This is a genomic window from Paraburkholderia sp. GAS41, assembly GCF_050436545.1.
In the GTDB taxonomy this organism is placed as follows: Bacteria; Pseudomonadota; Gammaproteobacteria; order Burkholderiales; family Burkholderiaceae; genus Paraburkholderia.
The window spans coordinates 122,894-149,663 of record NZ_JBNDMK010000022.1 but is presented as its reverse complement, the minus strand read 5'-3'; the positions used below and the strand labels follow the sequence as shown (position 1 = coordinate 149,663).

The following is a 26,770-nucleotide window of genomic DNA, read 5'->3' as shown; positions in this document are numbered from 1 at the left end:
TGCTGTGGGCGATGGGCTGGGATGGCGGCCACCTGCACGAATTCGTGTTCGGCGACACCAACTACGGGATGCCCGATCCGGACTTCCCGAGTGACGCGCCGATGCTCAACGAAGCGCGGGTGAACCTGAGCAAGGCGCTCGGTGCGCTGAAGTCATTCACCTACATCTACGATTACGGTGACAACTGGCAGCACCGTGTGAAGGTCGAGAAGGTCCTGCCGCCTGATCCTGAGATGCGCTCGCCCATCTGCCTGGACGGCCGCAATGCCTGTCCGCCGGAAGATGTTGGCGGCGTACCCGGCTACATCGAGTTCCTCGACGCGATCATCGATCCGGCTCATGATGAACACCAGCTGTTGCTCGACTGGTGTGGCGGTGATTTCGATCCTGCTGCCTTTGACCTCCAGGGCGTCAACGAACGCCTCTTCGAGATCAAATTCTGATCGTCAAGACGGCCACCAAATGTCGCTTACGACAGGACCTGTTCGTCTCCGCATTGCCAGCGCTATGAGTGGCGGTGTCTGGTGTGCCTTTTCCGTATTACACAGCCCGATGCGCCGGGCGCGGGTGCGGCATACGCGAAGACCATGAGACGCGCGCGTTCCGGCGCTGCGGCGACATGCAGAAGTCGGGGAGCACATGATGACTGAGCGGCTCGTACCTGATGGTTTCCCGAGAGACCCGCAGTTGTGCGTCGTATCCGGCTCGCAGCTCGAGCTCCTCGTACGAGAGAAAGATGGGCGGTATTACGTCGCTCTCGCAGACGATGAGGCTCGCAAGATTGCGCAGCTCAGCGACCTGGCGCACGACCCGAAGACTGCTGCAATAACATACTGTGCGCCAGCTGTAATTTGTCGAGGGTCCGCTTGGTTCATCTTTTTCACGAAAACGGGGCTATACACAGTTTCACCTTAGAAGGGGTTCCGAGAATGAAACTGAGCGAGCTTTATCGGGAGAAAATTACGCTGCTAACTGAGCACGTGACAGCGGCCGATGCGAGTAACGACGCAGACGAACGCGCATGCCTCAATGAAGAGGCACGCCGTAGTCAGCGCGAAGCAGATTACATTGCCCACTGTTTGGCTTACTTTGGGGACGAGGATATCTCAGCCCTATCTGGCGACGACGCTTTAAAGCATGCGCGAGCGTTGCCATGCCGGCTGGAGAATCCATGGTCGCGAGGTCTATACTTGTTGCGTCAGGCTTTTCCTGCCCGATAACGTTGCCACGCAGCAATCATCTCTTCGACCTCGATTCGCAGTCGCGCCGATGTTTCGATTTCAGTGGGCCTATTGCCTTTGTACACCTTCCCTTCGCGGACCAAGAAGGTGTACGGGCGGTAAGAAATCCTGCGCAACTCGGCATCAACTTTGACAAACGTGTTTGTGTAATTCTGTTCTTTGCACTTAATCACATCAAAGAAGACTATGAACGGTTCACGTTTGCTCTTTTCGATGAATGCCGTGAACGCAGCTTCTTCGGGGTAGTGCGTTTTCACAACCTCAATTGCGATGGAGGGTTGACGTACGGACATCGAAAGCGTGCTTGAAGCACCAAAGATATCGTGTCGGACGATTGTCTGCTCATCCATGATTCGATTGGTTTCGCTGCCCCAGCGGTAATCGGACAAAATGGTGTCTTGGTAGAAGTCAGGAGGTTCATTGTTGCTCTTTTTGGCACCAAGCATTCCCAATGCCCAACTTTCTTGGCTACTTAGTGCATTTACGAGTCGCGTCACCCGTTCATCATGTTCTTCGTCTCGCTCGCCTTGAAACAGTCTTCTGCCGCCTGAGGGCCTGCCGGCAAAGTGTGGCACCTTGATATCGCCAGCGCGAGGTGTAAGGTGTGTTTGCTCAGTCTCATCAAAGAGCTCCTCAAGCCTAGCGCGCTCCAATATAGCCGCGTTCGCCAGCTCATCTGCGCGAATGGTAATCAATTTTCCGGAGTCTTGGTCCCGGTATACCGCCTTTGGATATTTGAGTTCTGACATTTCTAGTCTTTGGGTTGAGTTCATCTTCACCTTTCTAGCTAAGTACCCTTATACCTGCACCGGGCTGATGGTGAGCGACGGCCACTGGAGTGGAGACTTTAGCCGCGAAAATTTGGGAGCTTCACAGGCGACGACCACCTTAAAACGTGAATTCGGCTTTGTGCATGTGTCCCTTCGCCGAGACTCTTCAACAGCTTCTCGGCTTCTTGGAAAAGCGATTCGCAGCTTTTTTCTCGGCCCGCATCTGCCTAGCTTATTCGATTTTCAGGTTTGTAATGACTCACCTCCGCCACGGCCCCGGATATCGGGCCTGCGGAGTTTTCGGGCTCCGTGCGCCTGCCGGTGGCTATAGATGCTGGATGGCCCACCCTGTTTTTCGGCAGCGGCGACGAAATCTGAAGAGTCCGTGCCGCCTAAGTGTCGACAACTATCCTTGACAATCGTCTCAGAAACCGAAACCGCCGCTCGGCAGCCGTTCGTGGCAAGGCAAATTTAGCATGATGTCATCGCTCTTTATCACTACCTGCTGCTCGTCGCTGTGGAAAGGCCCAACGAGCACTCAATCCGCGGGACTGGAGACAGCGCGAGCCGAGTCACTTCTTCGGCAACACGCCACATCATTTTTCCAGCCCCTGTCCTGCTGGCCATACATCCGACGACGCGGGCATCGGCCAGAATGATGAAATGAAGGCCCTAAACGATGTTGTCGAACGTAAAACGGGGTCGCAGTTGAGCAAAAACGAAGGGGAAATAGCAGCAATCGCCATTGCGGGGCGCGGAGGTCGTGCGACGGCGTTCATCTTGCAGCGCTTCGCATGCGATGTGGACCGCCACTATGCCAGGGTTCGACTAGAGGACCGCGCTGAATTGCTGCGGGTCGAGAGAAATGGTTGCAAAAATGGACTCGAACTCCACCATCAGGTCTGGATGGCGTTGGGCAACATATTGCCGTGCAGATTCGTTTTCGAGGAGCTTGGCGAGATACCCTTTCGCAAGCACTAAATTCAACACATCTTGACCGTAATTCTGTTCAACGAGCTTGTACTGCCCCTGCAGATTGCTCATTTCCCGCTCCATTTTCGCCATCTGCTCCGGGCTAACGCCGGTCAGTTTACGTGGCTTCTTGCCCTCCACAAGCCGCGCTGCAGGCGTAGCCACCAACAATGCCTCGGCGTAGGAGACTGACACATTGTTCGCCGCCACCATTAGCTCAACGCATTCGACCTGCCGCGTGGGCTTCATTTTGCGAATAGCGCGAACAACCTCCGCCGAGAACTGCCTGTCTGCGAGAAGTTCAGCCGCTTCCGGGCAAACGCCGTCGAGCAGCGACATCTTCTTTATAATCTGCGATGTGTCCACGGAAAGAGCTTTCGCCAATCGTTCAGGCGATACGCCTCTATCAATTACTCGCCGAATCATATAGTGTTCCTGAATTGTCGAGAGGCGATTGACACGGTTGTTATACGTGTAGCTCTCGTCGTCGGTCGCGACAAGGCAGGCAGCCCGCTCGTGCCCCAAGTCCTGGATGGCAAGTAGACGTAGATGTCCATCGAGCAGAACATGTTGCCCGGAAGACTGGTCCGCTGGCGTTACAGAGAGCGGTTCGATGAGGCCTACCTCCTCAATGGAGGTTCTTATCTGCTTAAATTTACGCGATGCGACGACGGGCGCCGGTATTTTGCGCGATGGCAGAATGCTGGAGACTGGCACCAACAATGGCTCGGGGATGAATCCAAGAGTTACACCAGTCATGTCGCACTCCCGCTTGGCCAAACGCGTTCGGCAAGATACTTCGGCAAGCTGGCCAGTCCCTCCGCGCGTAACAGGTTGATGAAGTTCTCGTCGGCAAACAGTTGCCTCAAAGCGCCGACCACAAATAGCAACCGCTGTTGCGTGAACTCGGCCTTTCTCACCATGGACTTCTGGCGTTCTACCTCGTGCTCATACGTCCGCACGAGACTCGACGTCGTGACAGCGGCCGACTTGCTGGTCATATTGTGCGACGTGCTTCGCCCGAGTGCTTTCCTGCGTTCGATGACGCGGCGAGCGGTCATCAGTTGCTTGCCCCGCAATTTGCCAGACTCATAGGCCTCCTGGAGTGCTGCTTGAATTTCAGCGTCGTCGTCGCCGGCGCCAACAATCGTCAGGGCCACATTCAGGGGGACGAGCCCTTTCTCCACAGCAACGACAAGTCTCTCTTCTCCCTGGCGCAGTAGCGTGAGGATGCCGTGAACGTAAGTCGGCGTGAGACCTGTCTTTTCGGCAATGACCTTCGGCGCATATCCCTGCTCCTGCAATTGCCGAATGCCGGCAAGCCGTTCGAGTGGGCGACACTGTCTGCGCGCGATGTTTTCAGTCAGACTCATTACGAACGCGTCCTCGTCGCTCACGCTCACAATAAGTGCGGGAATAGTCGCTTCCCCAAGCGAGCGGAACGCCTTCAATCGCCCCTCGCCGCAAACGAGCAAGTATTTTTCTATGCCGCCGGCCGTTGCCCGCGGCGTGACCAGGATTGGCTTCTTGAGACCGATTGTCTTGATGTTGTCGACGATTTCGTTGAAAACTCGACCATTGCGTTCTCGCGGATTGATGACTTCAATCTGAGCAACGGGGACCATCCGGATTTCTCCGAGCTGCTGCCACGAGTTCACGCTACTCTCCTTAGACGGGCACGCTCGGCCATGCCATAAAGGTAGTCCAACGTATTGAAGCGATAACTTTCAAACTCGATTGGATTCTGGTCGGCGAGGTGAATACGAGGTTGTGCAAAATCCAGACGCGGCAACAGATAGTAGTCCAGCTCCGAAGCATTCGCTTGGTCGAGCCGCACCGCAACTGTGATGTCGGGCAGGAGGCTCATATCGAAGCGCACTTTCCAATGACTTCGACCATTGTCATGAGCCTGGCAGCGCGCGAGCACGATGCAAGCCGTGAATTCCTCGTTGACCGTCAGCAGGTCGGTTGCCGGGTCGCGCATCACCGTGCCGCCCAAATCCGCGATTTTCCTCTCCGTCCGCGAAATGATTTCCGGATGCAGTTGTCGCAGGAAGCGGTTGGTCTCAATGTACCGATAGTCCCGGCCGGGGGTAAAGCCGACTGTCTGGTAGGCACGGATTAAACTACCGAATCGGTACACATAGACCGAAGTGGAAGGCATGCCATCTGTTTCATCAATCACTACGCCGGATAGAAATCCGCGACTGCGGTAAAGGTTGCGTAGTCGCTCGATTAGCTCCTCATTCGAGTAGTGACGCGCTCTCGCTCTCATGATGCCCTGAGCAGTGTAGAACGTTTCGCTTGGCACAATTGCCTGAAATGCACCCTCCCGGCGAATCCACATGTCCGGTGTGTTTGTCATCCGCGTCTTCTTCAGCTTGAACGACACCCGGTTGTATACGTTGTTGCCGATGTATTTTTCGTTGGTCAGTACTTCCCGCACCGTGGCCCGTGTCCACTCCCGGTCAAGGTCAGTCCGCACACGCATGCCGTTCAGACGCGCGGCAATTTCGTATTCATCGAGCGACTCGTCGATAAACCAGTCGTAGATTAGTTTTACGGTCCGCACTTCGCTGTCCGGTCCAGGCATGAGGATTACCCGGTCCGTCTGCAGACTTTTATGTTCGCCGCGCCGCAACTCCGCTTTCATGAGACCGTGGTCGTCGACCAGCACGCGGCGCAATCCATACCCGGCTGGACCGCCTTGCCGGAAACCCATCTCAATCAACCGGCACTGGCCGGCGAATACCTTCGCGGACAGCTCCCGGCTGTACTCGCCGGCCATAGCCCGTTTTACCCCCTTTACGATAGTCGAGACAGGTGACCCGTCGTTCTCGAACTGCTCGGCGCAGTACGCAACCTGGATGCCCGCGCGGCGGCAGATGTACTCGTAATACGCGCTTTCGTCGGCATCTTGGAATCGCCCCCACCGACTCACGTCGTAGACGAGGATTGCGCAAAAGTCGGCATTGCCATTGACGACATCGGAAATGAGATTTTGAAGTGCCTGCCGACCGTCGATTCGAAGACCGCTTTTACCCTCATCGGCATATGTGCGGACGATTTCGAATCCGCGGCGGGTTGCGTAGTCTCGAATTCGGTCGCGCTGATTCTCTGTCGAATACTGCTGGTGTTCGGTCGACATGCGGACGTACTCCGCTGCGCGCCCAGCCGAGGAATTGGCTACGACTGGTGCATCCGCGTTATTCAATGACATGCTCCACCCCGCAACTCAGACACGGACACGCGGCAGGCACCGGGTGCGAGGGAGCGTCGAATGCGAACGTCGCGGCTTCACGTCAGGTGGTCGGGTTCGAAAGCGAACGGCGACAGGGCAAAGGTAGCAGGCCCGGCACCAATGTGTATCAGGTCATCTCTTTGCAATCATATGGGTGGGGCCGTCGGCGCAGACAGCACGGCTATGTGGACGGTCCACGCGTTCATGTTTGCAACGCCGGCCTCGTGCGCATCACACAGTACGTAGAAGCCAGACCCCAGCGGCTGAGGGGACACCGTCACATCCATGTTTGCAATCGGCTCGAAATTCCGTCGTGAATTGCGCAACCGTTGCATGCCGCGGTTGCGCTCTCGATACGCCGGATGCGCGGCTCGATATTCGCGCCAATAGCTTGAGTGGCTCGCGCGCCATTTCGCCTGCGCCCGGGCCTGGTTGTCGCGATAGTCATCGTCGATACGAAGCCGATGGTTCTGCCAGTCGCGTCGACGGGCGCGCTGGCAAGCTTTCGATGAGCAATAACGCTGACGGGGAACATGCGGTAGTGGCACGAACGGATTGCCACAGGAAAGACAAAGGCGGGTCGATTTCAAGGGTCGCCTCCATGTCGGGTTGCGACGGGCACACAGGACCGTCTCAACCCGCCAGCGAAATCACTGGCCTGAGCAGGGATAGAGAAGGGTCGTCCGTGCATATCCAGCAGATTCCCATCACCCGCGAAAATCGCTAGAATTTCCTTACTTTAAGCGTAGCTTTTCAAAAACCGCGGCGAGCGCGACTGCCGTCCGCTGATGGGACAGGTTCAATCAGCCACTCGCTTGGCACTAGGCTCGAGACGTCCGCGGGCGAAATTTCTTATTTTATGCGTCCCGCTTTCTCGCTTTACGGGTGCGCACCTCCTGCAAGTCCTCTGCCAGCAAGGCGCTCTTTCTCACCTTTTGTATCCGTCTACATTTGTAGGTTGTCAGAGATCGTGAAAAACGTGTCACTGAAATGAAAAAAATTTCTCAGTGTTCGTGAAAAATTAGATCACTGATGTAGCCCGGTCGACCGCCCGTGTCGCCCGGGCTTATTTTTTTGCGCATCCGTATTTGGCGAGATGTCGGAGATCTTCACTGCATTGCAAAAAATTTGGGTTTGTTCGCCATGCGTCGCTCGGCGACGAATTTCGACCCGTTGCGGTCATTTTTTCCAAAGCCAGCGGGCGACCGCTTGCCGAAATCAAGCGGGCATTCGCGTATTGGACCCATCCGCATACCGCGTGTAGGTCGCTCCGAGCGCGCGGGCAAGACCCGCAAGCCGCAGATCGAGCCTGAAGGCACAGAGGTTGGCGAGCGCCGGCGACGTAGGCGCACCTTGCGGCAAATGCCGCGTCCGGTAGCGCTGCTTCTCGAGCCATTCCATCTTGCCGTGCACATCAGGCGCCAGCAACCTCGGCGGCGGAAGTCGTTGTATGGGCGCCTTACGCAGCACCTGTACGATGGTAGGCCGCATATCGCTGCGCCATGCAGCGACGAAACCAGGTGCCCCCGCAATCATCATCGACACTTCTTTACGGTCAACGCGCTCCCAACGCGTTCCAAATCGCCTCACAACGATGCGCGCCAATCCCGGCATCCGTTCCGATCGAACTCCCAGACACCGGGTCATTCGCTCGACAATCGAATCAGGCTCTCCCGGCCCGGCGAGCATGGCATCGGCGATGGCGTAGATAACGTGTTGGAGAGAAGATAAGCGCATAACGTAGAAAGAGGCGGGCCGGCGAGTCAACGCGCCTGGTGCTGTGTGAGCGGCGTTGCGCAACGCGCAAATGAGGCTCATGCGACGAACGTCTGTCAATGCTTAGGTCTCTCGAACATTTTCGAGATATTCTTTGGCGTCAGATAAGGTGTGACTCTGCCAGGAACAACATGACAAAGAAACACAATGTGAAATGGATCACCGCCAAAAAGCGTTATCCCCGCGCCGGCACTTTCATATCCAGCAACGCCGAACTAACCGATTTACCATGCGCATCAATCGCAAGCGAGCGCGTCACACCACCGCCTAGCGCATCCCTCAGAACAAAATTCATCGCCCCGATCAACGGCAACTCATAACGAGTCACATCACCTTGCACGACATCGCCAAGATGAGCCTTCACCCGTTCCTCTGTGACATGTAAAAGCAGATGCGCGTAATCCTGCTCGTCGTAGCAGATAACGGAAACGTTCAGCGTATTGCCTTTATCTCCAGTCCGCGAATGAGCGAAGTCTCGCAGTTTCATCTCAAACCTCCACAATCTCGAACGTGGGCTTCACCAGATCACGCGGCAGCAGAACCGACTGCACCGCGACAACCTCGCGCGTACTTTTAGTCACGCCACCGCCGCCAGCAGGACCATTCGTATAGAGCGTTTCCACTTCATTCGCAATCCGAATCGCTTCGCTCCGCGAACCCGTCCTTCCCGTCACGCGTGCACGCACTTCAAACGGTTCCAAACCGCGCTCGCCTGCACACACTCCACCAGGCGTCGACCCGTAAAGCGAATCCACCCCAATCAGATCAAACCGCAACTCGCTGACATCCACGCCGGTGATCACCAACCGTTCGCGCACGATATCGAGAGCAAGCCGGCCGCGCGCAACCGCCCCAGGGCCGCCATAAGAAATCTGTCCTTCACCGATATACCCATCCACATAAGCGATCGAGACCTTCAGCGTTCCCGTACGCTCCGTACCGCGTCCACCGGCAACCCGCACACGATCCTTCGCCTCCTCCGCAATCCGCACCTGCGTGAAATCCGCCACCACATCAGGCTGCAGATAGCGCTGCGGATCGTGAATCTCATACAGCAACTGCTCCTTGCAAGTCGCCTCCGTCACGCACCCACCTGCATGCGCGACCTTGGTGATCACCACCGCGCCATCCTCTGAAACCTCACCAATAGGAAACCCCAGCCGCGCGAGACCCGCGATATCCTTGAACCTGGGATCCGCAAAGTAACCGCCCGTGATTTGCCCAGCACATTCCATCAGATGCCCGACCACAGTTGCCTGTCCGAGCCTGTTCCAATCGTCGAAGCGCCAACCGAACTCATGAATCAACGGCGCCGTGAACAACGATGGATCAGCGGCACGTCCAGTCAGCACAACATCCGCGCCGGCCGCCAACGCAGCAACAATCGGGTCCGCACCAAGATAAGCATTCGCAGATACGATCCGCGCATCGAAGTCGGCAACCGCATCACCAGACTCCTCAAAGTGATACCCACCGCCCCGCACCACCTCGAGCACATCATCACCCGTCACCGCCGCGATCTTCAGACCACCGAGCTCAAGTTCACGAGCAATCGAAGCCGTCTTCCGCGCCGCCGCTAACGGATTCGCCGCGCCCATATTGGACACGATCCTCACCCCATTGCGCCGCGCAACCGGCAACACCGCGTGCATCCGCGTTTCGAGCAGCGGGTCATACCCACTCTCAGGATCAAGGCGCCGCGCCTGCTGTGCCAACGCAATAGTTCGTTCAGCCAGGCACTCGAACACGAGATAGTCGAGCTTGCCGTGCGTCGCGAGTTCGACCGCAGGTTCGATACGGTCGCCCGAATAACCGGCGCCGGCACCGAGCCGCACCACACGTGGAGGATTCGCTGAAGTCATCGCAGCTCGACCCGATCAAAGAGGAAAAATACCCAGCACGACGCAAGCGATCGTCATCACGATCGACGCCCCGAACAGGAGGGGAAAAGTAAATCTCTGGTGATCGGCGAGATCGATGCCGGTCAGCCCACAGACAAGAAACGTGGCCGGTGTCAAAGGACTGATTGGAAAACCCGTAGTCATCTGACCCAGCAACGCCGCCTGAGCGATCTTCACCGCCGGCACGCCTAATTGTCCGGCTACCTCGGCGATAACAGGCAGTACCCCGAAATAAAATGAATCAGGATCGAACAGCAGGCTAAGCGGCATCGAAACGAAGCCGAGTACGACTGGAATATGCGAGGCCATCGTCGCCGGCACGAAACCCACGGCGGTTTGCGCCATAGCCTTGAGCATGCCGCTGCCCTGCATCACGCCGGTGAATACGCCGGCCGCGAGCAGTATGCCCGCCATCATCAACGCAGCGCGAGCGTGGGCATCGATACGCTGGCGCTGCATATCCACATTCGGATAGTTCACGAGCAGCGCGACGCACAGTCCAACCATGAACACCAGCGCGGGCGGGACTTTTTCACCCATCACGACCATCGACCCCAACACGATGACGGTCAGCACAATGTTGAACCAGAAATTGCGCGGTCGACGCAGCGCTTTCTGTTCCTCGGACAGTTCGCGCTCCGGCATCGGCACGTTGCCCGCCGCCGCGGTCAGTCCAAGCCGCTGTTCTTCGCGTCGTCCCAACCAGAACGCCATGCCAAACACGAACACAAGACCGATGATCTGCACCGGAACCAGCGGATTGAACAGCGCCGAAATCGGCAGATGCAGCGAAGCGGAGGCGCGAATCATCGGCCCGGTCCACGGCAGAAAATTGATGCCCGCTGCCATCGACGCCGCTGCGGCCAGCACACGCCGATCCATGTTCAAGCGGTCGTAGAGCGGCAGCATCGCGGGAATGGTCACGAGAAAACACACCGCGCCCGAACCGTCGAGGTGAATCAGCAGCGCGAGCAGCGTCGTGCCCATGACGATGCGCGTCGGCCGCGTGCCGACCGTGCGCAGGATGCGATCGATGATCGGATCGAGTGTCCCCGCATCGGTGATCGTACCGAAGTAGAGAATCGCGAACACGAACATGCCGACCACCGGCGCCAGGCTTTTCAGTCCCTCGATGACGAACTTGCTGGTTTGCAGACCGAAACCGCCGATCAGCGACGCGGCGATCGGCACGATGATCAGCGCGACGAGCGGCGACATCCGTTTTGAAAGGATCGCCGCAAGCAGCACGACGATGGTAACGAGACCCAATAGTGGCAACACGTGTTTGTCTCCGATCTTGTCTTTTAGTATCGACAAGCGTAGTTTCCACGCATGAATAGAGCAATTGAAATGATTTGATCGCAGCAATCACACTTCATAATGGATCTGAATCTCCGCGAAATCCGCGCTTTCATCGCCGTCGCCGAAGCCGGCAGTTTTACCCGCGCCGCCCTGCGGCTGCATCTGTCGCAACCGGCGTTGACGGTGCAGATCCGCCGGCTCGAAGAGACGCTGGGCGCGCGCCTGTTCGACCGCAACAGTCGCAATGTCGCGCTGACACCGGTCGGTAGGGAACTGCTGCCGGTCTTGCAGAAGTCCCTGCGCGAAATGGAGCACGTGCTGCTCGACGCGCGTGCGTTGAGCGACGGTTCCACCGGTATGGTGAGGATTGCCTGCTTGCCGTCGTTTGCGGCCAGTCTGCTGCCGGATTTCGTCCGCGAGTTTCGACAACAGGTGCCCGGCGCGGCCTTTGACATTCGCGACGTGGTCGCGAGCGTCGTCAATCGCCTGGTTCGCAGCGAGGAGGTGGATCTGGGGCTAACCGGCGGCGATGTGGTCGATCCATCGCTCGAAGTGCTTCACGCCGGTGAGGACCGGCTTTGCGTGGTGTGTCCGGTTGACCATCCGCTTGCCAAAAAACGTCGGATCACGCTGGAGAGCCTGGCGGACCATCCGTTGGTGCTGACGGCTGCGGGCACGAGCGTGCGAGCCGTCGTCGACGCTGCATTCGAGCAGGCGGGCGTCGCGCCCGTCCTCACCTGCGAACCCATGTACATGATGACTGCCGTCGCGATGGTCCGCGCAGGGTTGGGCCTGACGATTCTGCCGGGTTCCGCGCGTGAGATCCTGGCCGAACGCAGCGTGGTGGCGCGCGCGATCGACGATCCCCGTTTCGTGCGACCCATCGCTCTCGTCAAGAAGCGGGGAAGAACCTTGCCGCCGGTAACGGAGGCTTTTGTCGCCCGGATTGCGTCCCCGCTGGAAAACACGCGAAAGGGGAAGGGCAAGTAGCGGGTTATCCACAACCGCATCTGGACAACTCCGGGATAACACCTCTAACTTCCTGTGGGCCGAACTTTGATAAAACGTCGAGCAAGACAGCTGCGCCAAAAGTTGTCCCTGGCTCAGGCTGACTGTTCAGGAACGGCGCGTAGGGTTATCGAATCCGTAGCGCCTTGATCCGTCAGCGAAGATTGGAGTTATCCACAGAAAGACTCGACCCTTGTTAACTACTACTACGTATACATATGTATACACTAAAGACAGAAAACAAGACGCTCGCTGCGCTACAGCTTGACGCGCAAAAACGGGCAGCAACGCGGCTAGCGCAGCTTTCAAGAACGCGAGCATCAGAGCAGCGGCAAACAGATTTCCGTCACCAGGTCAGAAGGCGCGGTGTCTTTAGGATTGTTCAGGTACTCTTCGAAGGCGGGCGCATCGGCAGCCTCGCGTCCCGACTGCACCAGCCACTCCCCGTACAGCCATTGATAGGCTCCAGCCATATCCGCATACGGTCCTGTGTGCCGCAACACCGCATACGTTCCACCGCGCACCTGCGTCAATTCAACCGGCGCGGCCACCTCGACCGCACGCGGTAGAACCACACCGGCTTTCGACCTCAATTCCGCCTCGGCCACGACGCCCGGATCGTCGTAATAGATGCCCACCATCCGCATCTCGGCAGACAGCAGATCTCGTGCAGCAAGCCATCCGATGAGTGCATCGAACGCCTTGCCGATCTGCATGTACGAGCCGGTGTGATCAATCGTCACTACCTGGATGGCGGGCACTTCCCGAATCTCCACTTCGCGCATCGTCATTTGATTGCCTCCTGTTAGCGCCGGCTTGAACCGGCTATGCGTGCCCTGCCTGCGATATTGCGCCGGCGGCATACCGAACACCGCGCGAAACGTCCGCGAAAACGACTGCAAGCTGCTGTACCCGGACCTCTCGGCAATCTCCGCAATCGACATGGACCCATTCGCCAGATATCCCGCCGCGCGATGCAGACGCAATCGGCGCACCGTCGACGCCACCGTTTCGCCATGCATCGCCTGATAAATGCGATGCCAGTGATAGGGCGACAGGCAGGCAATGTGCGCTAACCGGTCGATATCGAGCGGTTCGTCGAGGTGATCGTAAATATGCTCGAGGACGCGGTTCAGACGTGCCTCGTAACGCCTGCGGTTGGTGAGGTCGTTCATGTGCGTGAGAGAGAGAGCAAGGGTGCAATGGTGCAAGGGCTGATTGCAGATAAAAGTACCACGCCTCGATTTACCAAATCCTGCGGAATCGACCCAAGAAGCCCAATCAGAATTCCCCGCAACTCCGTGCTGCGTCGCAACAAAACCCGCACTATGGAGGTAAAACGCGCAATATTTCTCCCTTCTGCGAACTTCGCTGATTTTCGATAACGTCTCGATTAATGGTTCACTACCATCGCGTGAAGCTTGTCCGCTCACGCGCCGCGTGAAGGATCAAAACCGCTGCGAGAGCTGCGGTGAGGGAGTTCTGGAGAAGATGAGCTATACGGAAGTCATCGGCAGTCGCACCTACCGGTTTGCCGATCTGAAAACCTTGCTGGCGAAGGCGAGCCCGCTGCGCTCGGGCGACCAGCTCGCCGGCGTCGCGGCGTCCAGCGAAGAAGAGGGCGCGGCGGCGAAGATGGCGCTCGCGCAGGTGCCCTTGCGCACGTTCCTCAACGAGGCGCTGATTCCGTACGAAAGCGACGAGGTCACGCGTCTGGTGATCGACGATCACTCGCCCGAGGCCTTTGCGGAAATCGCCCATCTGACCGTGGGCGACTTCCGTAACTGGCTGCTAGCCAGCGAGACGGACGCCACGACGCTCACACGTATCGCCGCAGGTCTGACGCCGGAGATGGTGGCCGCGGTATCGAAACTGATGCGCAACCAGGATCTGATCGCGGTGGCGCGCAAGCGTCCGGTGATCACACGGTTTCGCAATACGGTCGGTCTGCCGGGACACATGTCGGTGCGTCTGCAACCGAACCATCCCACTGACGACGTCAAAGGCATCGCCGCCTCCATGCTCGACGGCCTGATGTACGGCTGCGGCGACGCGATGATCGGCATCAATCCTGCCACCGACAGCCTCGCTGCGATCACCACGTTGTTGCGGATGATCGACGACTTCCGCGAGCGTTATCAGGTGCCGACGCAATCGTGCGTGCTGACTCACGTGACGAACACGATTGCCGCGATCGACAAGGGCGCACCGGTCGATCTGGTATTCCAGTCGATCGCCGGCACGGAGAAGGCGAACGCCGGTTTTGGCATCTCGCTCGCGCTCCTGCAGGAAGCCTATGAAGCGGCGCTGTCGCTCAAGCGCGGCACCGTCGGCCATAACGTGATGTATTTCGAAACCGGGCAGGGCAGCGCGCTCTCGGCAAACGCGCATCATGGTGTCGACCAGCAGACCTGCGAAGTGCGCGCCTATGCGGTGGCGCGCAAGTTCAATCCGTTCCTCGTCAACACAGTGGTGGGCTTCATCGGACCTGAGTATCTGTACGACGGCAAGCAGATCACGCGCGCCGGTCTCGAAGATCACTTTTGCGGCAAGCTGCTCGGTGTGCCGATGGGCTGCGACATCTGCTACACGAATCACGCGGAAGCGGATCAGGACGATATGGACAACCTGTTGACGCTGCTCGGCGTCGCGGGAATCAACTTCATCATGGGCGTCCCCGGCGCGGACGACGTGATGCTGAACTATCAGAGCACGTCGTTTCACGATGCGCTCTATGTGCGCGACGTGTTGGGCTTGCGACGCGCACCCGAATTTGAAGAATGGCTGGAATCGATGCAGATCGCGGATACACGCGGCGTATTGCTCAAAGGCGCAACGCGGCAACCGCTGCTGGAAGGCGCACGTGAATGGATGGGGATCGCATGAGCCAGGACTTCCTCGAAAAGAATCCGTGGAGCGCTTTGCGGCAGTTCACCCGTGCGCGCATTGCTTTGGGTCGCGCGGGCAACAGTCTGCCGACCGAACCGCTGCTCGCGTTCAATCTCTCGCATGCGCAAGCTCGCGATGCGGTGCATCAGCCGCTCGACGCCGAGTGGCTGCACGAGCGGCTGCGCGCCAACGGTTTCTCGACGCTCGACGTGCACAGTGCCGCGCCGGACCGGCAGCACTATTTGCGGCGTCCCGATCTGGGGCGGCGTTTATCGGACGACAGTCGCGACGCGCTCGCTCTGGAGCAGGCCGCCATCGAGCCACCCGATGTGCTGTTCGTGATCGCCGATGGTTTATCGGCGTGTGCGGCGTCGAAGCAATCCATTCCGCTATTGCAGGCAGTGTGCGCGAAACTCACGGATTGGAAGATCGGACCCGTGGTGGTCGCGCGGCAAGCACGCGTCGCGCTGGGCGACGAAATCGGCGAGTTGCTCAGCGCAAAACTGGTGGTGATGTTGATTGGTGAACGTCCGGGCTTGAGTTCGCCGGATAGCCTCGGCGTCTATCTCACCTATGCGCCCAAGGTGGGCTGTAGCGATGCACAGCGCAATTGCATTTCGAACGTGCGGCCCGAGGGCCTGAGCTTTGCGGGTGCGGCGCACAAGCTGCACTATCTGCTGACGCATGCGCGCCGCCTGGGTCTCACCGGCGTAGGTCTGAAAGACGACAGCGACGCGTTGCTGGAAACGGCGCCGCGGTCACCCGCAGTCTCGGCTACACCGGCGCCGGAGTAAAACGGAGCGACGCGTAGTCAAACAGAAAGCGCATTCGCAGCACGCCTCACCGTACTTGCTGCGAGTGGCGAGTTTCCAGTTGCATGCCTGTTCGTCTAAGGCCGCTCCGTCATCCACGCAAACGCACTACGCATCCGCCCGCTCAACCGGATGCGTTTCCAGCCACGCATTCTCATCGTCCTCGAAGAGCCGCGAGCGGGTCAAAAACCTCAAACCCGTCGGCCGTTCCAGCGAAAACATGCCGCCATTGCCCGGAACGACATCGATGATCAGTTGCGTGTTCTGCCAGTACTCGAATTGCGATTCGCTCATATAAAACGGCACGTTGGCGATCGTGCCGAGTTTCACATCGGCTGAGCCGACCATGAACTCGCCCGCCGGAAAGCACATCGGCGCGCTGCCGTCGCAACAGCCACCCGATTGATGAAACAGCAACGCTCCATGGTCGGCCTGCAACTTCTCGATCAATTCCACCGCGGCCGGTGTCACGATCACGCGTTCCACTTCCTTGCCTGCCATGACGATTCCTCGTTTAAAAAGAGGGCGAGCCGCGCCTCGCGACCCGCCCATCGGGAACGTCTGGCTCAGAAGAAGCCTAGCGGCTTCTGACTGTAGCTGACGAGGAGATTCTTGGTCTGCTGGTAGTGATCGAGCATCATCTTGTGATTTTCACGGCCGATGCCCGATTGCTTGTAGCCCCCGAAGGCCGCATGCGCCGGATAAGCGTGATAGCAGTTGGTCCACACACGGCCCGCCTGAATGCCGCGTCCCATGCGATAGGCCAGCGTGCCGTCGCGCGTCCAGACACCGGCGCCAAGGCCGTACAGCGTGTCGTTGGCAATCTCCAGCGCCTCTTCTTCGTTCTTGAAGGTCGTCACCGACACCACCGGTCCGAAGATTTCTTCCTGGAAGATACGCATCTTGTTGTTGCCGCGGAACACGGTGGGCTTCACGTAGTAGCCTTTGCTCAACTCACCGTCGAGCGCATTGCGCTCGCCGCCAATCAGGCATTCCGCGCCTTCCTGCTTGCCGAGATCGATATACGAGAGGATTTTCTCGAGTTGTTCCTGCGAGGCTTGCGCGCCGATCATCGTCTTGCTGTCGAGCGGGTGGCCTTGCGTGATGGCCGCGACGCGTTGGAGCGCGCGTTCCATGAAGCGGTCGTAAATCTTTTCTTCGACCAGCACGCGTGACGGGCAAGTACAGACTTCACCCTGATTCAGCGCGAACATCGTGAAACCTTCGAGCGCCTTGTCGAAGTAGCTGTCGTCCTTGTCCATCACGTCGGCGAAGAAGATGTTCGGGCTCTTGCCGCCGAGTTCGAGCGTCACCGGAATGATGTTCTGGCTCGCGTACTGCATGATCAGGCGACCGGTGGTCGTTTCACCGGTGAAGGCGATCTTCGCGATGCGCTTGTTCGAGGCGAGCGGTTTGCCGGCTTCCAGTCCGAAACCGTTCACGACGTTGATCACGCCGGGCGGCAGCAGGTCCTGAATCAGTTCGAGCAGCACGAGGATCGAGGCGGGCGTTTGTTCCGCCGGCTTCAGCACCACGCAATTGCCGGCCGCGAGTGCCGGTGCGAGCTTCCAGATCGCCATCAGGATCGGGAAGTTCCACGGAATGATCTGTCCGACCACGCCTAGCGGTTCATGGAAGTGGTATGCGACGGTATCGGCGTCGATCTCCGAAATGGTGCCTTCCTGGGCACGCACGCAACCCGCGAAGTAGCGGATGTGATCGATTGCGAGCGGGATATCCGCTGCCATGGTTTCGCGCAAGGGCTTGCCGTTGTCGATCGTCTCGGCGACTGCAATCCGCTGCAGGTTCGCTTCCATCCGGTCGGCGATGCGGTTCAGGATGTTGGCGCGCTCGGTCGTGGAGGTTTTGCCCCACGCCGTCTTGGCGCGATGCGCGGCGTCGAGCGCGAGTTCGATATCGGCTTCGCGCGAGCGTGGGATCGACGTGAACGGTTCACCAGTGATGGGCGAGATGTTGTCGAAATACTCGCCGCCAACCGGCGCGACCCATTCACCGCCGATGAAATTCGCATACTGCTTTTTGTACGGGAATTCGGTGGTCAGAAATTGCATCTCAGCGTGATTCATCTGTCTGCTCCTCACATGTTCGAATGGTGAAAACCCGGCGCGCTTGAACGCAGGCCGCCCGTCGCATACGCCAGAAGCGTGCCAACGCACGCTAGTGGGGCGTCATGCTCGCCCAGTGGGGACGATGAAGGTCAATGGTTGCCGGACGAGATCAATGTGTTCATGGCAACGCGTGCTGTTTCTGAGCACCGTGCGCACAGGTGTTCATAAATTGAGCAAATGGAGGTTTTGATTTATCGCGCGTTGGCTCGCTTCCTATGCCATTAGGGCGATTTGTCAGTCGATATCATTCAGGGCATGATTTCCTCTTTCCGCAACGATACGGCGCGGCGTTTGCAATCAGATCACGCTGGCCTGAAATCGAACCATGAACAATCACGAACGCTTTCATGTGGTGTACGACGGTCCGGCTCTGACAGAGCACCGGATGGATGTGCGCGACCTTGCGCCGGCACTTGTCGCGATCGCCGATCTGTTCACGGCCGCAAACAGAGAGATAAACGGCGATGCGGCAGAAGTCCGCGTGCAGGTGAACGCCAGCTTCAAGGCGGGATCATTCTGGATTGACCTGGTCGCCTCGCAGCATCTGCTTTCGCAGATCAAGGACATGTTCGCGGGGAACGGCGCAACAGCGATCGCGAATGGCTGGACCATCCTGCAGATCGTCGGTCTCACGGGCGGTGCTTTAGCCGGTGGTCTGGTCGGCCTGTTGCGCTGGCTCAAGGGGAGGCGTCCCATCAGGATCGAACAGACGGGCAACGTAGCCACGGTGTGGGTGAGCGAGACGGAGACGATCGATGTCGAACGCGATGTGATTCGCCTGTATCGGAACAGCGTCGTGCGCACCAGCCTCGAAAAGGTCGTATCGCCGCTAGAACGTGAAGGGATAACGAACTTCGGCGTCGTAGTGAACGATCAGGTCGTGCTTGATGTCCACGACGATGAAATTGCCTGGTTTAGCGCAGCGGCGTCGAATGCGGACGCGGAGATCGTTTCCGACACGACCGGACGGAAATTGCTGCTGATCGAGTCGCTAGCCTTCAAGGACGGCAACAAGTTGCGTGTCCACGATGGCACAGCAACGTTCCATGCATCCATTGAAGACAAGGAATTCCTCGCCAACTTCAATGCGGGCGTGCGGTTTGGCAAGGGCGATGTACTCGTCGTCGATTTAAGGCAGGTGCAGAGCATCGTCAGCGCGAAGCTCGTCAATGAGTCGATGATCGTAAAGGTCCTGGAACATCGCCAGCCCCTGCAGCAAAGTCTGATTTGAGGGGGCCGCTTCCGGCTGTTTGATATCGCAGCAACCTTAGCCCGTTACCCACCACCAGCAGGCTCGCGCCGGCATCGGCGAACACGGCCATCCACATCGTGCCGTAGCCCATCAGCGTGAGCGTCAGGAACACGACCTTCACGCCGAGCGCCAGCGCAATGTTCTGCACGAGTACCGAGTGCGTTGCCTGCGAGAGCCGGATGAAAAGCGGAATCTTGCGCAGGTCATCGTCCATCAGGGCAACGTCTGCGGTTTCAATCGCCGTGTCGGTGCCCATCGCGCCCATCGCGAAGCCAATGTCGGCGCGAGCGAGCGCAGGGGCATCGTTGATGCCGTCGCCAACCATGCCGACCGTCGCGCCTTGTGCTGCGAGCCCAACGACCGCCGCGAGCTTGTCTTCCGGCAACTGGTCGCCGTGAGCCCGATCGATACCGACCTGCTCGGCAATCGCCGCGGCCGTGTGCGGGTTGTCGCCGGTCAACATGGCGGTCTGCACGCCCAGTTTGTGAAGTTCGGCGACGGCGGCGCGGCTGCTGTCTTTCACCGTATCGGCGACGGCGAAGAGGCCCAGCACGCGTTCGCTGTCCATCAGCATGACGACGGTTTTGCCCTGGCGCTCCAGCGTTTCGAGCCGTGCTTCGAGAGCCGGCGAACAGCGGCCGAGTTCATGTACCAGCCGATGGTTGCCGAGCTGATACGGCGTGCCGTCGATCGTGCCGCCGACGCCGCGTCCCGGCAGCGCCTGGAACTCTTCGACCGCGGACGACGCGATGCCGTCCGCCTTGGCTGCGCTCGCAATCGCCTGCGACACCGGATGGTCGGAGCGCCCCGCAAGGCTGGCGGCGAGGCCACGGCAGCGGTCGGCTTCGAGCGCCGCACGCAGTTCGAAGTCCGTCTGAACCGGTTTGCCGTGGGTGATCGTGCCGGTCTTGTCGAGCGCGAGCCACTTCAGCTTGCGGCCCAGTTCGAGATACGCACCGCCCTTGATCAGGATGCCATGGCGCGCGGCGGCCGCGAGGCCGCTCACGATCGTCACGGGCGTGGAGATCACCAGCGCGCACGGGCAGGCGATCACCAGCATGACCAGCGCCTTGTAGACCCAGTCATGCCACGAACCGCCGAACAGCAGCGGCGGAAGCGCGGCGACGGCCAGCGCGATCACAAACACGATCGGCGTGTAGACGCGGGCAAACTGGTCGACGAAGCGCTGCGTCGGCGCTTTGGCGCCCTGCGCCTCTTCGATGGCGTGGATGATGCGGGCGAGCGTGCTCTTGCTGGCGGCGGCCGTCACGCGGTAATCGAACGAGCCGGCCTGGTTGATCGTGCCGGCGAACACCGAATCGCCCTCGGCTTTGTCGACGGGCAGGCTTTCGCCGGTAATCGGCGCCTGGTTCACGCTCGAGCGCCCGGCCACGATTTCGCCGTCGAGCCCAATCCGTTCGCCCGGCTTCACGCGCACGAGATGGCCCGCGACGACCGACTTTATATCGACGGCGCGCCATTCGCCGTCGGGCTGCTGCACGGTCGCCCGTTCCGGCGTCAGTTGCATCAGCCCCTTGATGGCGTTGCGGGCGCGGTCGAGCGATCTGGCTTCGATCAGCTCGGCGATGGTGAACAGCACCATCACCATGGCCGCTTCCGGCCATTGACGCAGGACCAGCGCGCCCGTGACGGCGATGCTCATCAGCGCGTTGATGTTGAGGTTGCCATTGCGGATCGCGAGCCAGCCTTTTTTGTAGGTAGTGAGGCCGCAGGCGACGATGGCGGCAATCGCAAGCGCCGCCGCGAACCAGCTCGGCGCGCCGAACCAGCTGGCGGCCTCGGAGCCGGCCGCTGCCGCGCCTGCCACTGCCAGCGGCCAGCAGGGTTTGGGCGGAGCGGCCGATTCGCTGCCCGGCGACGCAGTGGCGTCGGCGAGTTGCGGGTCGAAATCAAGCGAACGGAGGCTTGCCAGGATCGAACCCAGCGCATCCGGCGTATGCACGACGGTAAGCACGCGCTGCATCAGGTTGAAGTCGAGGCTTTGCACGTACGGCAGGCGGCCGAGTTTCTTGCGAATCAGCGCCTCTTCGGTCGGGCAGTCCATCTGCATGATGCGGATGGACGTGCGGACGTTAGCGCCAATGGTTTCGGGTCCGGCGAGCGTGGCGAACACGGTGGGGGCGGCGGTGCAGCAGGCGTCGGCGTGGTCGTGGGCGTGCGCATGATCGTGATCGTCCGCGACGGCGACACCGTGATCGTGCGCGCAACTGCCCCCATCATGCGCATGCTCATGGGGCCCGGCATGAGCATGAGCGTGTGCCTGATGGCCGGCATGTCCATGATCGTGGCCGTGCGCATGCTCCGAAACCCGCTCCGGATGGGCATGAGCGCACGATTCACCGTGCTCGTGACGGTGCGTTCCGGCGGGGCTGGCGTTAGGCATGGTGGCTTCCTGGCTAGATTTGTGGTCTAGTAAACACCTTGAAGCCACTACAAGGTCAAGGACGCAATCCGGAGGCCCTATGAAAATCGGCGAACTCGCGAAGATTGCCCACTGCACCACCGAAACCATCCGCTTTTACGAAAAAGAGGGCCTGTTGCCCGAAGCGGACCGCACCGAAGCGAATTACCGCAGCTACACGGCGCGTCACGTCGAACGGCTGCGTTTTATCCGCAATTGCCGGGCGCTCGACATGACTCACGACGAGATCCGCGCCCTGCTGCGTCTGACCGACGCCCCGGCCGACGGCTGCGGCGCGATCAACGCGCTGATCGACGAGCACATTACCCACGTCGATACGCGGATCGACGAGCTCAAACAGCTCAAGGCGCAACTGACGACATTGCGTGAGCAATGCCGAAGCGAACAGGCTGTCGAGGATTGCGGCATCGTTCATGGCCTCACCGACATGGAAGTGAGCGCCCCCCGTTCCCGGCATACCCATCTGGGTTGAGCGGGCGCCCCGTCGAATTTATCGCCCTGCCGCCCGCACCGTGCTGCAGGGCCGAATCAACAAACGAATCGAAGTTGGAGAAGCAACGTGTTCAAGTGCAGAAATCAGTCCTGCGAAGCGCAGTGGGAACAAGCGGACGTCGTCATCAAGAACGAGGGCCAGGGGCTCCTGTTTCGCTGTCCGATGTGCGGCGCGCGCAATTACGTCGAACGTTTCGACGCGGACGATGGCTCGGTGGTCTACGAGCAGATGGACGGCCGTCCGTCGACTGGCCCCATGGCCGAATAGTCCCAAGCCTTCAGCCGATAACGAGCCTTCCCTATGAATAGTCCCACTCAAGCTGGCGCGCCGTTCAGCCAGTTGCCGCTGCCGCCCGCGGTGCTCGCCAATCTGACCCAGCTCGGCTACGTCGAGATGACGCCGATCCAAGCCGCGAGCTTGCCGGTCGCGCTGGCCGGCCACGATCTGATCGCCCAGGCCAAAACCGGCAGCGGCAAGACCGCGGCGTTTGCGCTTGCGCTGCTGGCACGCCTCGACGCCCGCAATTTTGACGTGCAGGCCATGGTGCTTTGTCCGACGCGAGAACTGGCCGATCAGGTCACCCAGGAAATCCGCCGCCTTGCGCGCGCCGAGCAGAACATCAAGGTGCTGACGCTGTGCGGCGGCACGCCCATGCGTCCGCAGACCACCAGCCTCGAACAGGGTGCGCATATCGTCGTCGGCACGCCGGGGCGCATCATGGATCACCTCGAGCGCGGCAGTCTCGCGCTCGGCGCACTGAACACGCTGGTGCTCGATGAAGCCGACCGTATGCTCGACATGGGCTTCTTCGACGATATCGCCACGGTCGTGCGTCAGTGCCCGAAGGAGCGGCAGACGCTGCTCTTTTCCGCGACGTACCCGGACGGAATCGGCAAACTCAGCCAGCAGTTCCTGCGCAGTCCGAAGGAAATCAAACTCGAAGAGCGGCACGACAACAGCAAGATTCGTCAACGCTTCTACGAAGTGACGGAAGACGGCCGCCTGCACGCGGTAGGCCTGCTGCTGAATCACTATCGCCCGGTGAGTTCGCTCGCGTTCTGCAACACCAAGCAGCAGTGCCGCGATCTGCTCGACGTGCTGCGCGCGCAAGGCTTTCATGCGCTCGCGCTGCATGGCGAACTCGATCAGCGGGAACGCGATCAGGTGCTGATCCAGTTCGCGAACCGTAGCTGTTCGGTGCTGGTGGCGACGGATGTCGCGGCGCGCGGTCTGGATATCGCGCAACTCGAAGCCGTGATCAACGTCGACGTGACGCCTGACCCGGAAGTGCACGTGCACCGCATTGGCCGCACGGGCCGCGCGGATCAGGAAGGCTGGGCGCTGAGTCTGGCGAGCATGAACGAGATGGGCCGCGTCGGCAGTCTCGAACAGGCGCAGGGGCGCGAGGTGCAATGGCATCCGCTGTCGGAGCTGACTTCGACCAGCAACGAGCGCCTGTTGCCGCCCATGGAAACGCTGCAGATTCTCGGCGGCCGCAAGGAAAAGATCCGCCCGGGCGACGTGCTCGGCGCGCTGACCGGCGAAGCGGGATTCGCGGGGTCGCAGATCGGCAAGATCAATGTGACGGAATTTTCGACCTATGTCGCCGTCGAGCGCAGTGTTGCCCGCGACGCGTTGCGCAAGCTCAGCGCCGGCAAGGTGAAGGGCAAGAAGGTCAAAGTCCGTCTGATGGACGAGTAAGCAGCAACCGCGGCTGCGCTCGTACGACCGCAGCCGCCACGATTCTCCGCGCGTTTTCTGCATGACACGCCGCGTTTGCGGCCACCCCTCTCGCGCCTGATTGTCCTTGGTTCCTTCTGCTTTCGTCCGTCCTGCGGGGGCTTGCGCTCGCCATGACGTAAACGCATGCCGTGCATGACAAAGTATCGATTGTGACCGCGCGGTGGCTGATGCCTAATCGTCACACTGGCGGGAGCGCGTGGGACATGGCGCTCCGGAGCCTCGCCGTCAGATGGAGAAACCGCTATGGAGAGCGCCTTGCACGCCCGCTCGAAGCTGCCCGATGTGGGCACGACAATCTTTACCGTAATCGGTCAGTTGGCCGCGCAACATGACGCGCTGAACCTGTCGCAGGGCGCGCCGAATTTCGCGCCGGACCCGAAGCTGGTGGACGGCGTCGCCGCCGCCATGCGCGCGGGACATAACCAGTACGCGCCAATGGCCGGCATCGGGGCGCTCCGCGAAGCGCTGGCCGACAAGGTCGAGACCTTGTACGGCGTGCGTTACGACCCCGCGACCGAAGTGACGGTGATCGCCAGTGCCAGCGAGGGACTGTATTCGACGATCAGCGCGCTCGTGCATCCCGGCGACGAGGTGATCTATTTCGAGCCGTCCTTCGACAGCTACGCGCCGATCGTGCGCCTGCAAGGCGCCACGCCGGTGCCGATCAAACTGTCGCTCACCGATTTCCGCGTGAACTGGGACGAGGTCGCGGCGGCGATTACGCCGAAGACGCGCATGATCATCATCAATACACCGCACAATCCGACGGCGACCGTGTTCAGCGATGCCGACGTCGCGCGCCTCACCGCCGTCACGCGCAATACCGATATCGTGGTGCTGGCCGACGAGGTGTACGAGCACGTCATATTCGACGGTGCGAAACATCAGAGCATGGCTTGCTATCCCGAACTGGCGGAGCGCAGTGTGATCGTGTCGTCATTCGGCAAGTCGTATCACGTGACGGGCTGGCGGGTGGGTTATTGCCTCGCCCCTGCGGAGCTGATGGACGAGATTCGCAAGGTCCATCAGTTCATGGTGTTTTCCGCCGATACGCCCATGCAATACGCGTTCGTCGAAGCGCTCGCCAGGCCGGAAAGTTATCTCGAGTTGTCGGCGTTCTATCAGCAGAAACGTGATTTACTGTCGCATGCGCTGCGCGAATCGCGCTTCGAATTGCTGCCGAGCGAGGGCACCTTTTTTATGCTGGCGCGCTTTCGCGGCTTCTCCGACGAAAGCGATAGCGACTTCGTGCTGCGCCTGATTCGCGACGCACGCGTGGCGACGATTCCACTCTCGGCGTTTTACACCGACGGCACGGATGCCGGCCTCATCCGGCTGAGTTTTTCGAAGGACGACGCCACGTTGATCGAAGGTGCACGTCGACTGTGTGAGATCTGAGAAATGCGTGCTGCTTGCCTCCGGTCGCGCGGCCGGATGGTTCGCTGCGATGTTGAAGTCAACGTGAAAAATGAACGAAACGATGAAATTGCTCAAAACCCTTTTGGTACTCGCATGCGCGTGCGTATCGGTTTCTGCTTTCGCGGCCGACGCCGGCACGCTCAGGTTCGGCCTCGAAGCGCAATATCCGCCATTCGAATCGAAAGGGGCGAACGGTGAGTTGCAAGGGCTCGATGTCGACGTCGGCAAGGCCGTGTGTGCGGCGGCGCATCTGACGTGCAAATGGGTCGAGACCTCGTTCGACGGCCTGATTCCCGCGTTGCAGGGTCGCAAGTTCGATGCGATCAATTCGGCGATGAACGCCACCGAACAGCGCCGCCAGACGATCGATTTCACCCGCGTCATCTACCGCGTGCCGACGCAGCTGATTGCGAAAACTGGCAGTGGTCTCCTACCGACGCCGGAGTCGTTGAAAGGTAGGCGTGTCGGCGTGCTGCAGGCGTCGATTCAGGAGACGTACGCCAAGGCGCATTGGGAAGGCGCGGGTGTGAACATCGTTTCGTACCAGGATCAGAACCAGAGCTACGCGGACCTCGTTTCCGGCCGCCTCGACGCGACACTCGTGCTGGCGCCATCGGGGCAAACGGCCTTTCTTTCGCGACCGGATGGCAAGGACTTCTCGTTCGTCGGTCAACCCGTGCGGGACGACAAGATTCTTGGCAGCGGCATCGCGTTCGGACTGCGTAAGGGCGACACGGCGTTGCTCAACCAGTTGAACGCCGCAATTGCAAAGCTTCAGGCCGACGGCACGGTGAAGGTGCTAGCGCAGAAGTATCTGGGCAATATCGACGTCTCGCCGAAGTAAGTCCCTACATCTTGCCTATGTGTTCCTCGCCGGCTGCGTCGCCGTGGTAGAAGACTGTCCAGTCGCCGAAGTACCGTCCATCGAATGGAATGGTGCTGTTGACGATATCGATGACGAATTCGTCCTGCAAACCGATCAGCGCGTCTTCTGCTACATCCGGGCCTGACTCGGGAAAGAACAGTCCTGCGGTCGCTGAATCCGTGAAGCGCAGATAGAGATGCGCGGCGTAGGCGGTCCTGACGTGAAACAGTGGACCAATTGCAGGGCCTGGATAGCCGAGACCATCCACCGGCGTGTCGAGCTGGTTGCGGCCATGGAGCAGCCCCAGGTAGAGTCCGGGAGGCGCATCTTTCATGGCGCCGTAAAGTGGCAGCGCGCGGTCATCGTGGCAAAAGAAACGCATCTGTTCTAGCAAAGGATGGATGTCCCGCAAGGCAGAAACTCGGGGCGGCGTGGTCGCGAGGTCGCCTTGCAGCGCCGCGTCTGCGTTACTCGGCGAACTTGTGTCGGGTAGCCGTAGAAAAAAGGAAGCCAT

The 26,770-nt window shown here is 59.7% G+C and carries 23 protein-coding genes and 1 pseudogene; 10 read left to right on the top strand and 14 right to left on the bottom strand.

All coding sequences use genetic code 11. The features are described from left to right. On the top strand, positions 1–443 hold a 443-nt coding region (locus P3T43_RS26455), incomplete at its 5' end, for a plasmid pRiA4b ORF-3 family protein (RefSeq protein WP_429283955.1). Between the two features lie 755 nt (positions 444–1,198). Here the strand turns inward: P3T43_RS26455 and P3T43_RS26450 are convergent. The 9 genes and pseudogenes from P3T43_RS26450 to P3T43_RS26410 all read right to left on the bottom strand — a co-directional run bounded on the left by P3T43_RS26450 (position 1,199) and on the right by P3T43_RS26410 (position 11,182). After that, positions 1,199–1,990, bottom strand: a complete 792-nt coding sequence (locus P3T43_RS26450) for a hypothetical protein (RefSeq protein WP_429283954.1) — start codon at positions 1,988–1,990, stop codon at positions 1,199–1,201. 849 nt (positions 1,991–2,839) lie between these two features. Further along, entirely contained in the window at positions 2,840–3,742 is a 903-nt protein-coding gene (locus P3T43_RS26445) for a plasmid partitioning protein RepB C-terminal domain-containing protein (RefSeq protein WP_429283953.1), read from the bottom strand. Further along, complete coding sequence (locus P3T43_RS26440) at positions 3,739–4,608, bottom strand: plasmid partitioning protein RepB C-terminal domain-containing protein (protein WP_429283962.1); 870 nt, start codon at positions 4,606–4,608, stop codon at positions 3,739–3,741. Before P3T43_RS26440 ends, P3T43_RS26445 begins: the two co-directional genes overlap by 4 nt. A gap of 29 nt (positions 4,609–4,637) precedes the next feature. Then, positions 4,638–6,203, bottom strand: coding sequence for a recombinase family protein (locus tag P3T43_RS26435; RefSeq protein ID WP_429283952.1), 1,566 nt, complete (start codon positions 6,201–6,203; stop codon positions 4,638–4,640). A 167-nt stretch (positions 6,204–6,370) separates the two neighbouring features. After that, entirely contained in the window at positions 6,371–6,814 is a 444-nt protein-coding gene (locus P3T43_RS26430; RefSeq protein WP_429283951.1) for a hypothetical protein, read from the bottom strand. Between the two features lie 655 nt (positions 6,815–7,469). Further along, positions 7,470–7,664 (bottom strand): annotated as a pseudogene (locus tag P3T43_RS26425) (reverse transcriptase family protein); the annotation flags it as partial. A 511-nt stretch (positions 7,665–8,175) separates the two neighbouring features. Beyond that, complete coding sequence (locus tag P3T43_RS26420; protein ID WP_429283950.1) at positions 8,176–8,487, bottom strand: AtuA-related protein; 312 nt, start codon at positions 8,485–8,487, stop codon at positions 8,176–8,178. A gap of 1 nt (position 8,488) precedes the next feature. Continuing rightward, on the bottom strand, positions 8,489–9,862 hold the full coding sequence (locus P3T43_RS26415; RefSeq protein WP_429283949.1) for an acyclic terpene utilization AtuA family protein: 1,374 nt from the start codon (positions 9,860–9,862) through the stop codon (positions 8,489–8,491). A 15-nt stretch (positions 9,863–9,877) separates the two neighbouring features. After that, positions 9,878–11,182, bottom strand: a complete 1,305-nt coding sequence (locus tag P3T43_RS26410; protein WP_429283961.1) for a CitMHS family transporter — start codon at positions 11,180–11,182, stop codon at positions 9,878–9,880. A 99-nt stretch (positions 11,183–11,281) separates the two neighbouring features. Between P3T43_RS26410 and P3T43_RS26405 the strand changes: the two genes are divergently transcribed. Then, positions 11,282–12,193, top strand: coding sequence for a LysR family transcriptional regulator (locus P3T43_RS26405; RefSeq protein ID WP_429283948.1), 912 nt, complete (start codon positions 11,282–11,284; stop codon positions 12,191–12,193). Positions 12,194–12,531: 338 nt separating this feature from the next. Here P3T43_RS26405 and P3T43_RS26400 read toward each other — a convergent pair whose 3' ends face one another. Continuing rightward, complete coding sequence (locus tag P3T43_RS26400) at positions 12,532–13,386, bottom strand: AraC family transcriptional regulator (protein ID WP_429283960.1); 855 nt, start codon at positions 13,384–13,386, stop codon at positions 12,532–12,534. Positions 13,387–13,702: 316 nt separating this feature from the next. On the opposite strand from P3T43_RS26400, the gene P3T43_RS26395 reads away from it, so the two are divergent. Both P3T43_RS26395 and eutC read left to right on the top strand, forming a co-directional pair. Further along, positions 13,703–15,097 carry an ethanolamine ammonia-lyase subunit EutB gene (locus P3T43_RS26395; RefSeq protein WP_429283947.1) on the top strand — a complete coding sequence of 465 codons (1,395 nt, stop codon included), beginning with the start codon at positions 13,703–13,705 and terminating at the stop codon, positions 15,095–15,097. Next, a complete protein-coding gene (gene eutC / locus P3T43_RS26390; RefSeq protein ID WP_429283946.1) occupies positions 15,094–15,894 on the top strand; it encodes an ethanolamine ammonia-lyase subunit EutC in 801 nt (266 codons plus the stop codon). Before P3T43_RS26395 ends, eutC begins: the two co-directional genes overlap by 4 nt. 126 nt (positions 15,895–16,020) lie before the next feature. Here eutC and P3T43_RS26385 read toward each other — a convergent pair whose 3' ends face one another. Further along, the gene (locus P3T43_RS26385; RefSeq protein WP_429283945.1) at positions 16,021–16,413 is read right to left on the bottom strand and encodes a DUF779 domain-containing protein; all 393 of its coding nucleotides are present in this window, start codon (positions 16,411–16,413) and stop codon (positions 16,021–16,023) included. A 65-nt stretch (positions 16,414–16,478) separates the two neighbouring features. Continuing rightward, a complete protein-coding gene (gene adh / locus P3T43_RS26380) occupies positions 16,479–17,999 on the bottom strand; it encodes an aldehyde dehydrogenase (RefSeq protein ID WP_429283944.1) in 1,521 nt (506 codons plus the stop codon). A gap of 367 nt (positions 18,000–18,366) precedes the next feature. Here adh and P3T43_RS26375 point away from each other — a divergent pair, with 367 nt between their 5' ends. Further along, complete coding sequence (locus P3T43_RS26375) at positions 18,367–19,272, top strand: hypothetical protein (protein ID WP_429283943.1); 906 nt, start codon at positions 18,367–18,369, stop codon at positions 19,270–19,272. Here P3T43_RS26375 and P3T43_RS26370 read toward each other — a convergent pair. Next, positions 19,208–21,697, bottom strand: coding sequence for a heavy metal translocating P-type ATPase (locus P3T43_RS26370; RefSeq protein WP_429283942.1), 2,490 nt, complete (start codon positions 21,695–21,697; stop codon positions 19,208–19,210). The two genes, P3T43_RS26375 and P3T43_RS26370, sit on opposite strands and share 65 nt — an antisense overlap. A 79-nt stretch (positions 21,698–21,776) precedes the next feature. Here P3T43_RS26370 and cadR point away from each other — a divergent pair, with 79 nt between their 5' ends. From cadR to P3T43_RS26345, 5 genes are all read left to right on the top strand, one after another. Further along, positions 21,777–22,208 (top strand): Cd(II)/Pb(II)-responsive transcriptional regulator, encoded by a 432-nt coding sequence (gene cadR / locus P3T43_RS26365; RefSeq protein WP_429283941.1) that lies wholly within the window; start codon positions 21,777–21,779, stop codon positions 22,206–22,208. Positions 22,209–22,295: 87 nt separating this feature from the next. Further along, complete coding sequence (locus tag P3T43_RS26360; protein WP_429283940.1) at positions 22,296–22,496, top strand: hypothetical protein; 201 nt, start codon at positions 22,296–22,298, stop codon at positions 22,494–22,496. Between the two features lie 33 nt (positions 22,497–22,529). Continuing rightward, a complete protein-coding gene (gene dbpA / locus P3T43_RS26355) occupies positions 22,530–23,930 on the top strand; it encodes an ATP-dependent RNA helicase DbpA (RefSeq protein ID WP_429283939.1) in 1,401 nt (466 codons plus the stop codon). Positions 23,931–24,215: 285 nt separating this feature from the next. Then, a complete protein-coding gene (locus P3T43_RS26350; protein WP_429283938.1) occupies positions 24,216–25,370 on the top strand; it encodes a pyridoxal phosphate-dependent aminotransferase in 1,155 nt (384 codons plus the stop codon). A gap of 82 nt (positions 25,371–25,452) precedes the next feature. Further along, positions 25,453–26,235 carry an ABC transporter substrate-binding protein gene (locus tag P3T43_RS26345; protein WP_429283937.1) on the top strand — a complete coding sequence of 261 codons (783 nt, stop codon included), beginning with the start codon at positions 25,453–25,455 and terminating at the stop codon, positions 26,233–26,235. Positions 26,236–26,239: 4 nt separating this feature from the next. On the opposite strand, the gene P3T43_RS26340 is transcribed toward P3T43_RS26345, so the two are convergent. After that, positions 26,240–26,770 (bottom strand): hypothetical protein, encoded by a 531-nt coding sequence (locus tag P3T43_RS26340; protein ID WP_429283936.1) that lies wholly within the window; start codon positions 26,768–26,770, stop codon positions 26,240–26,242.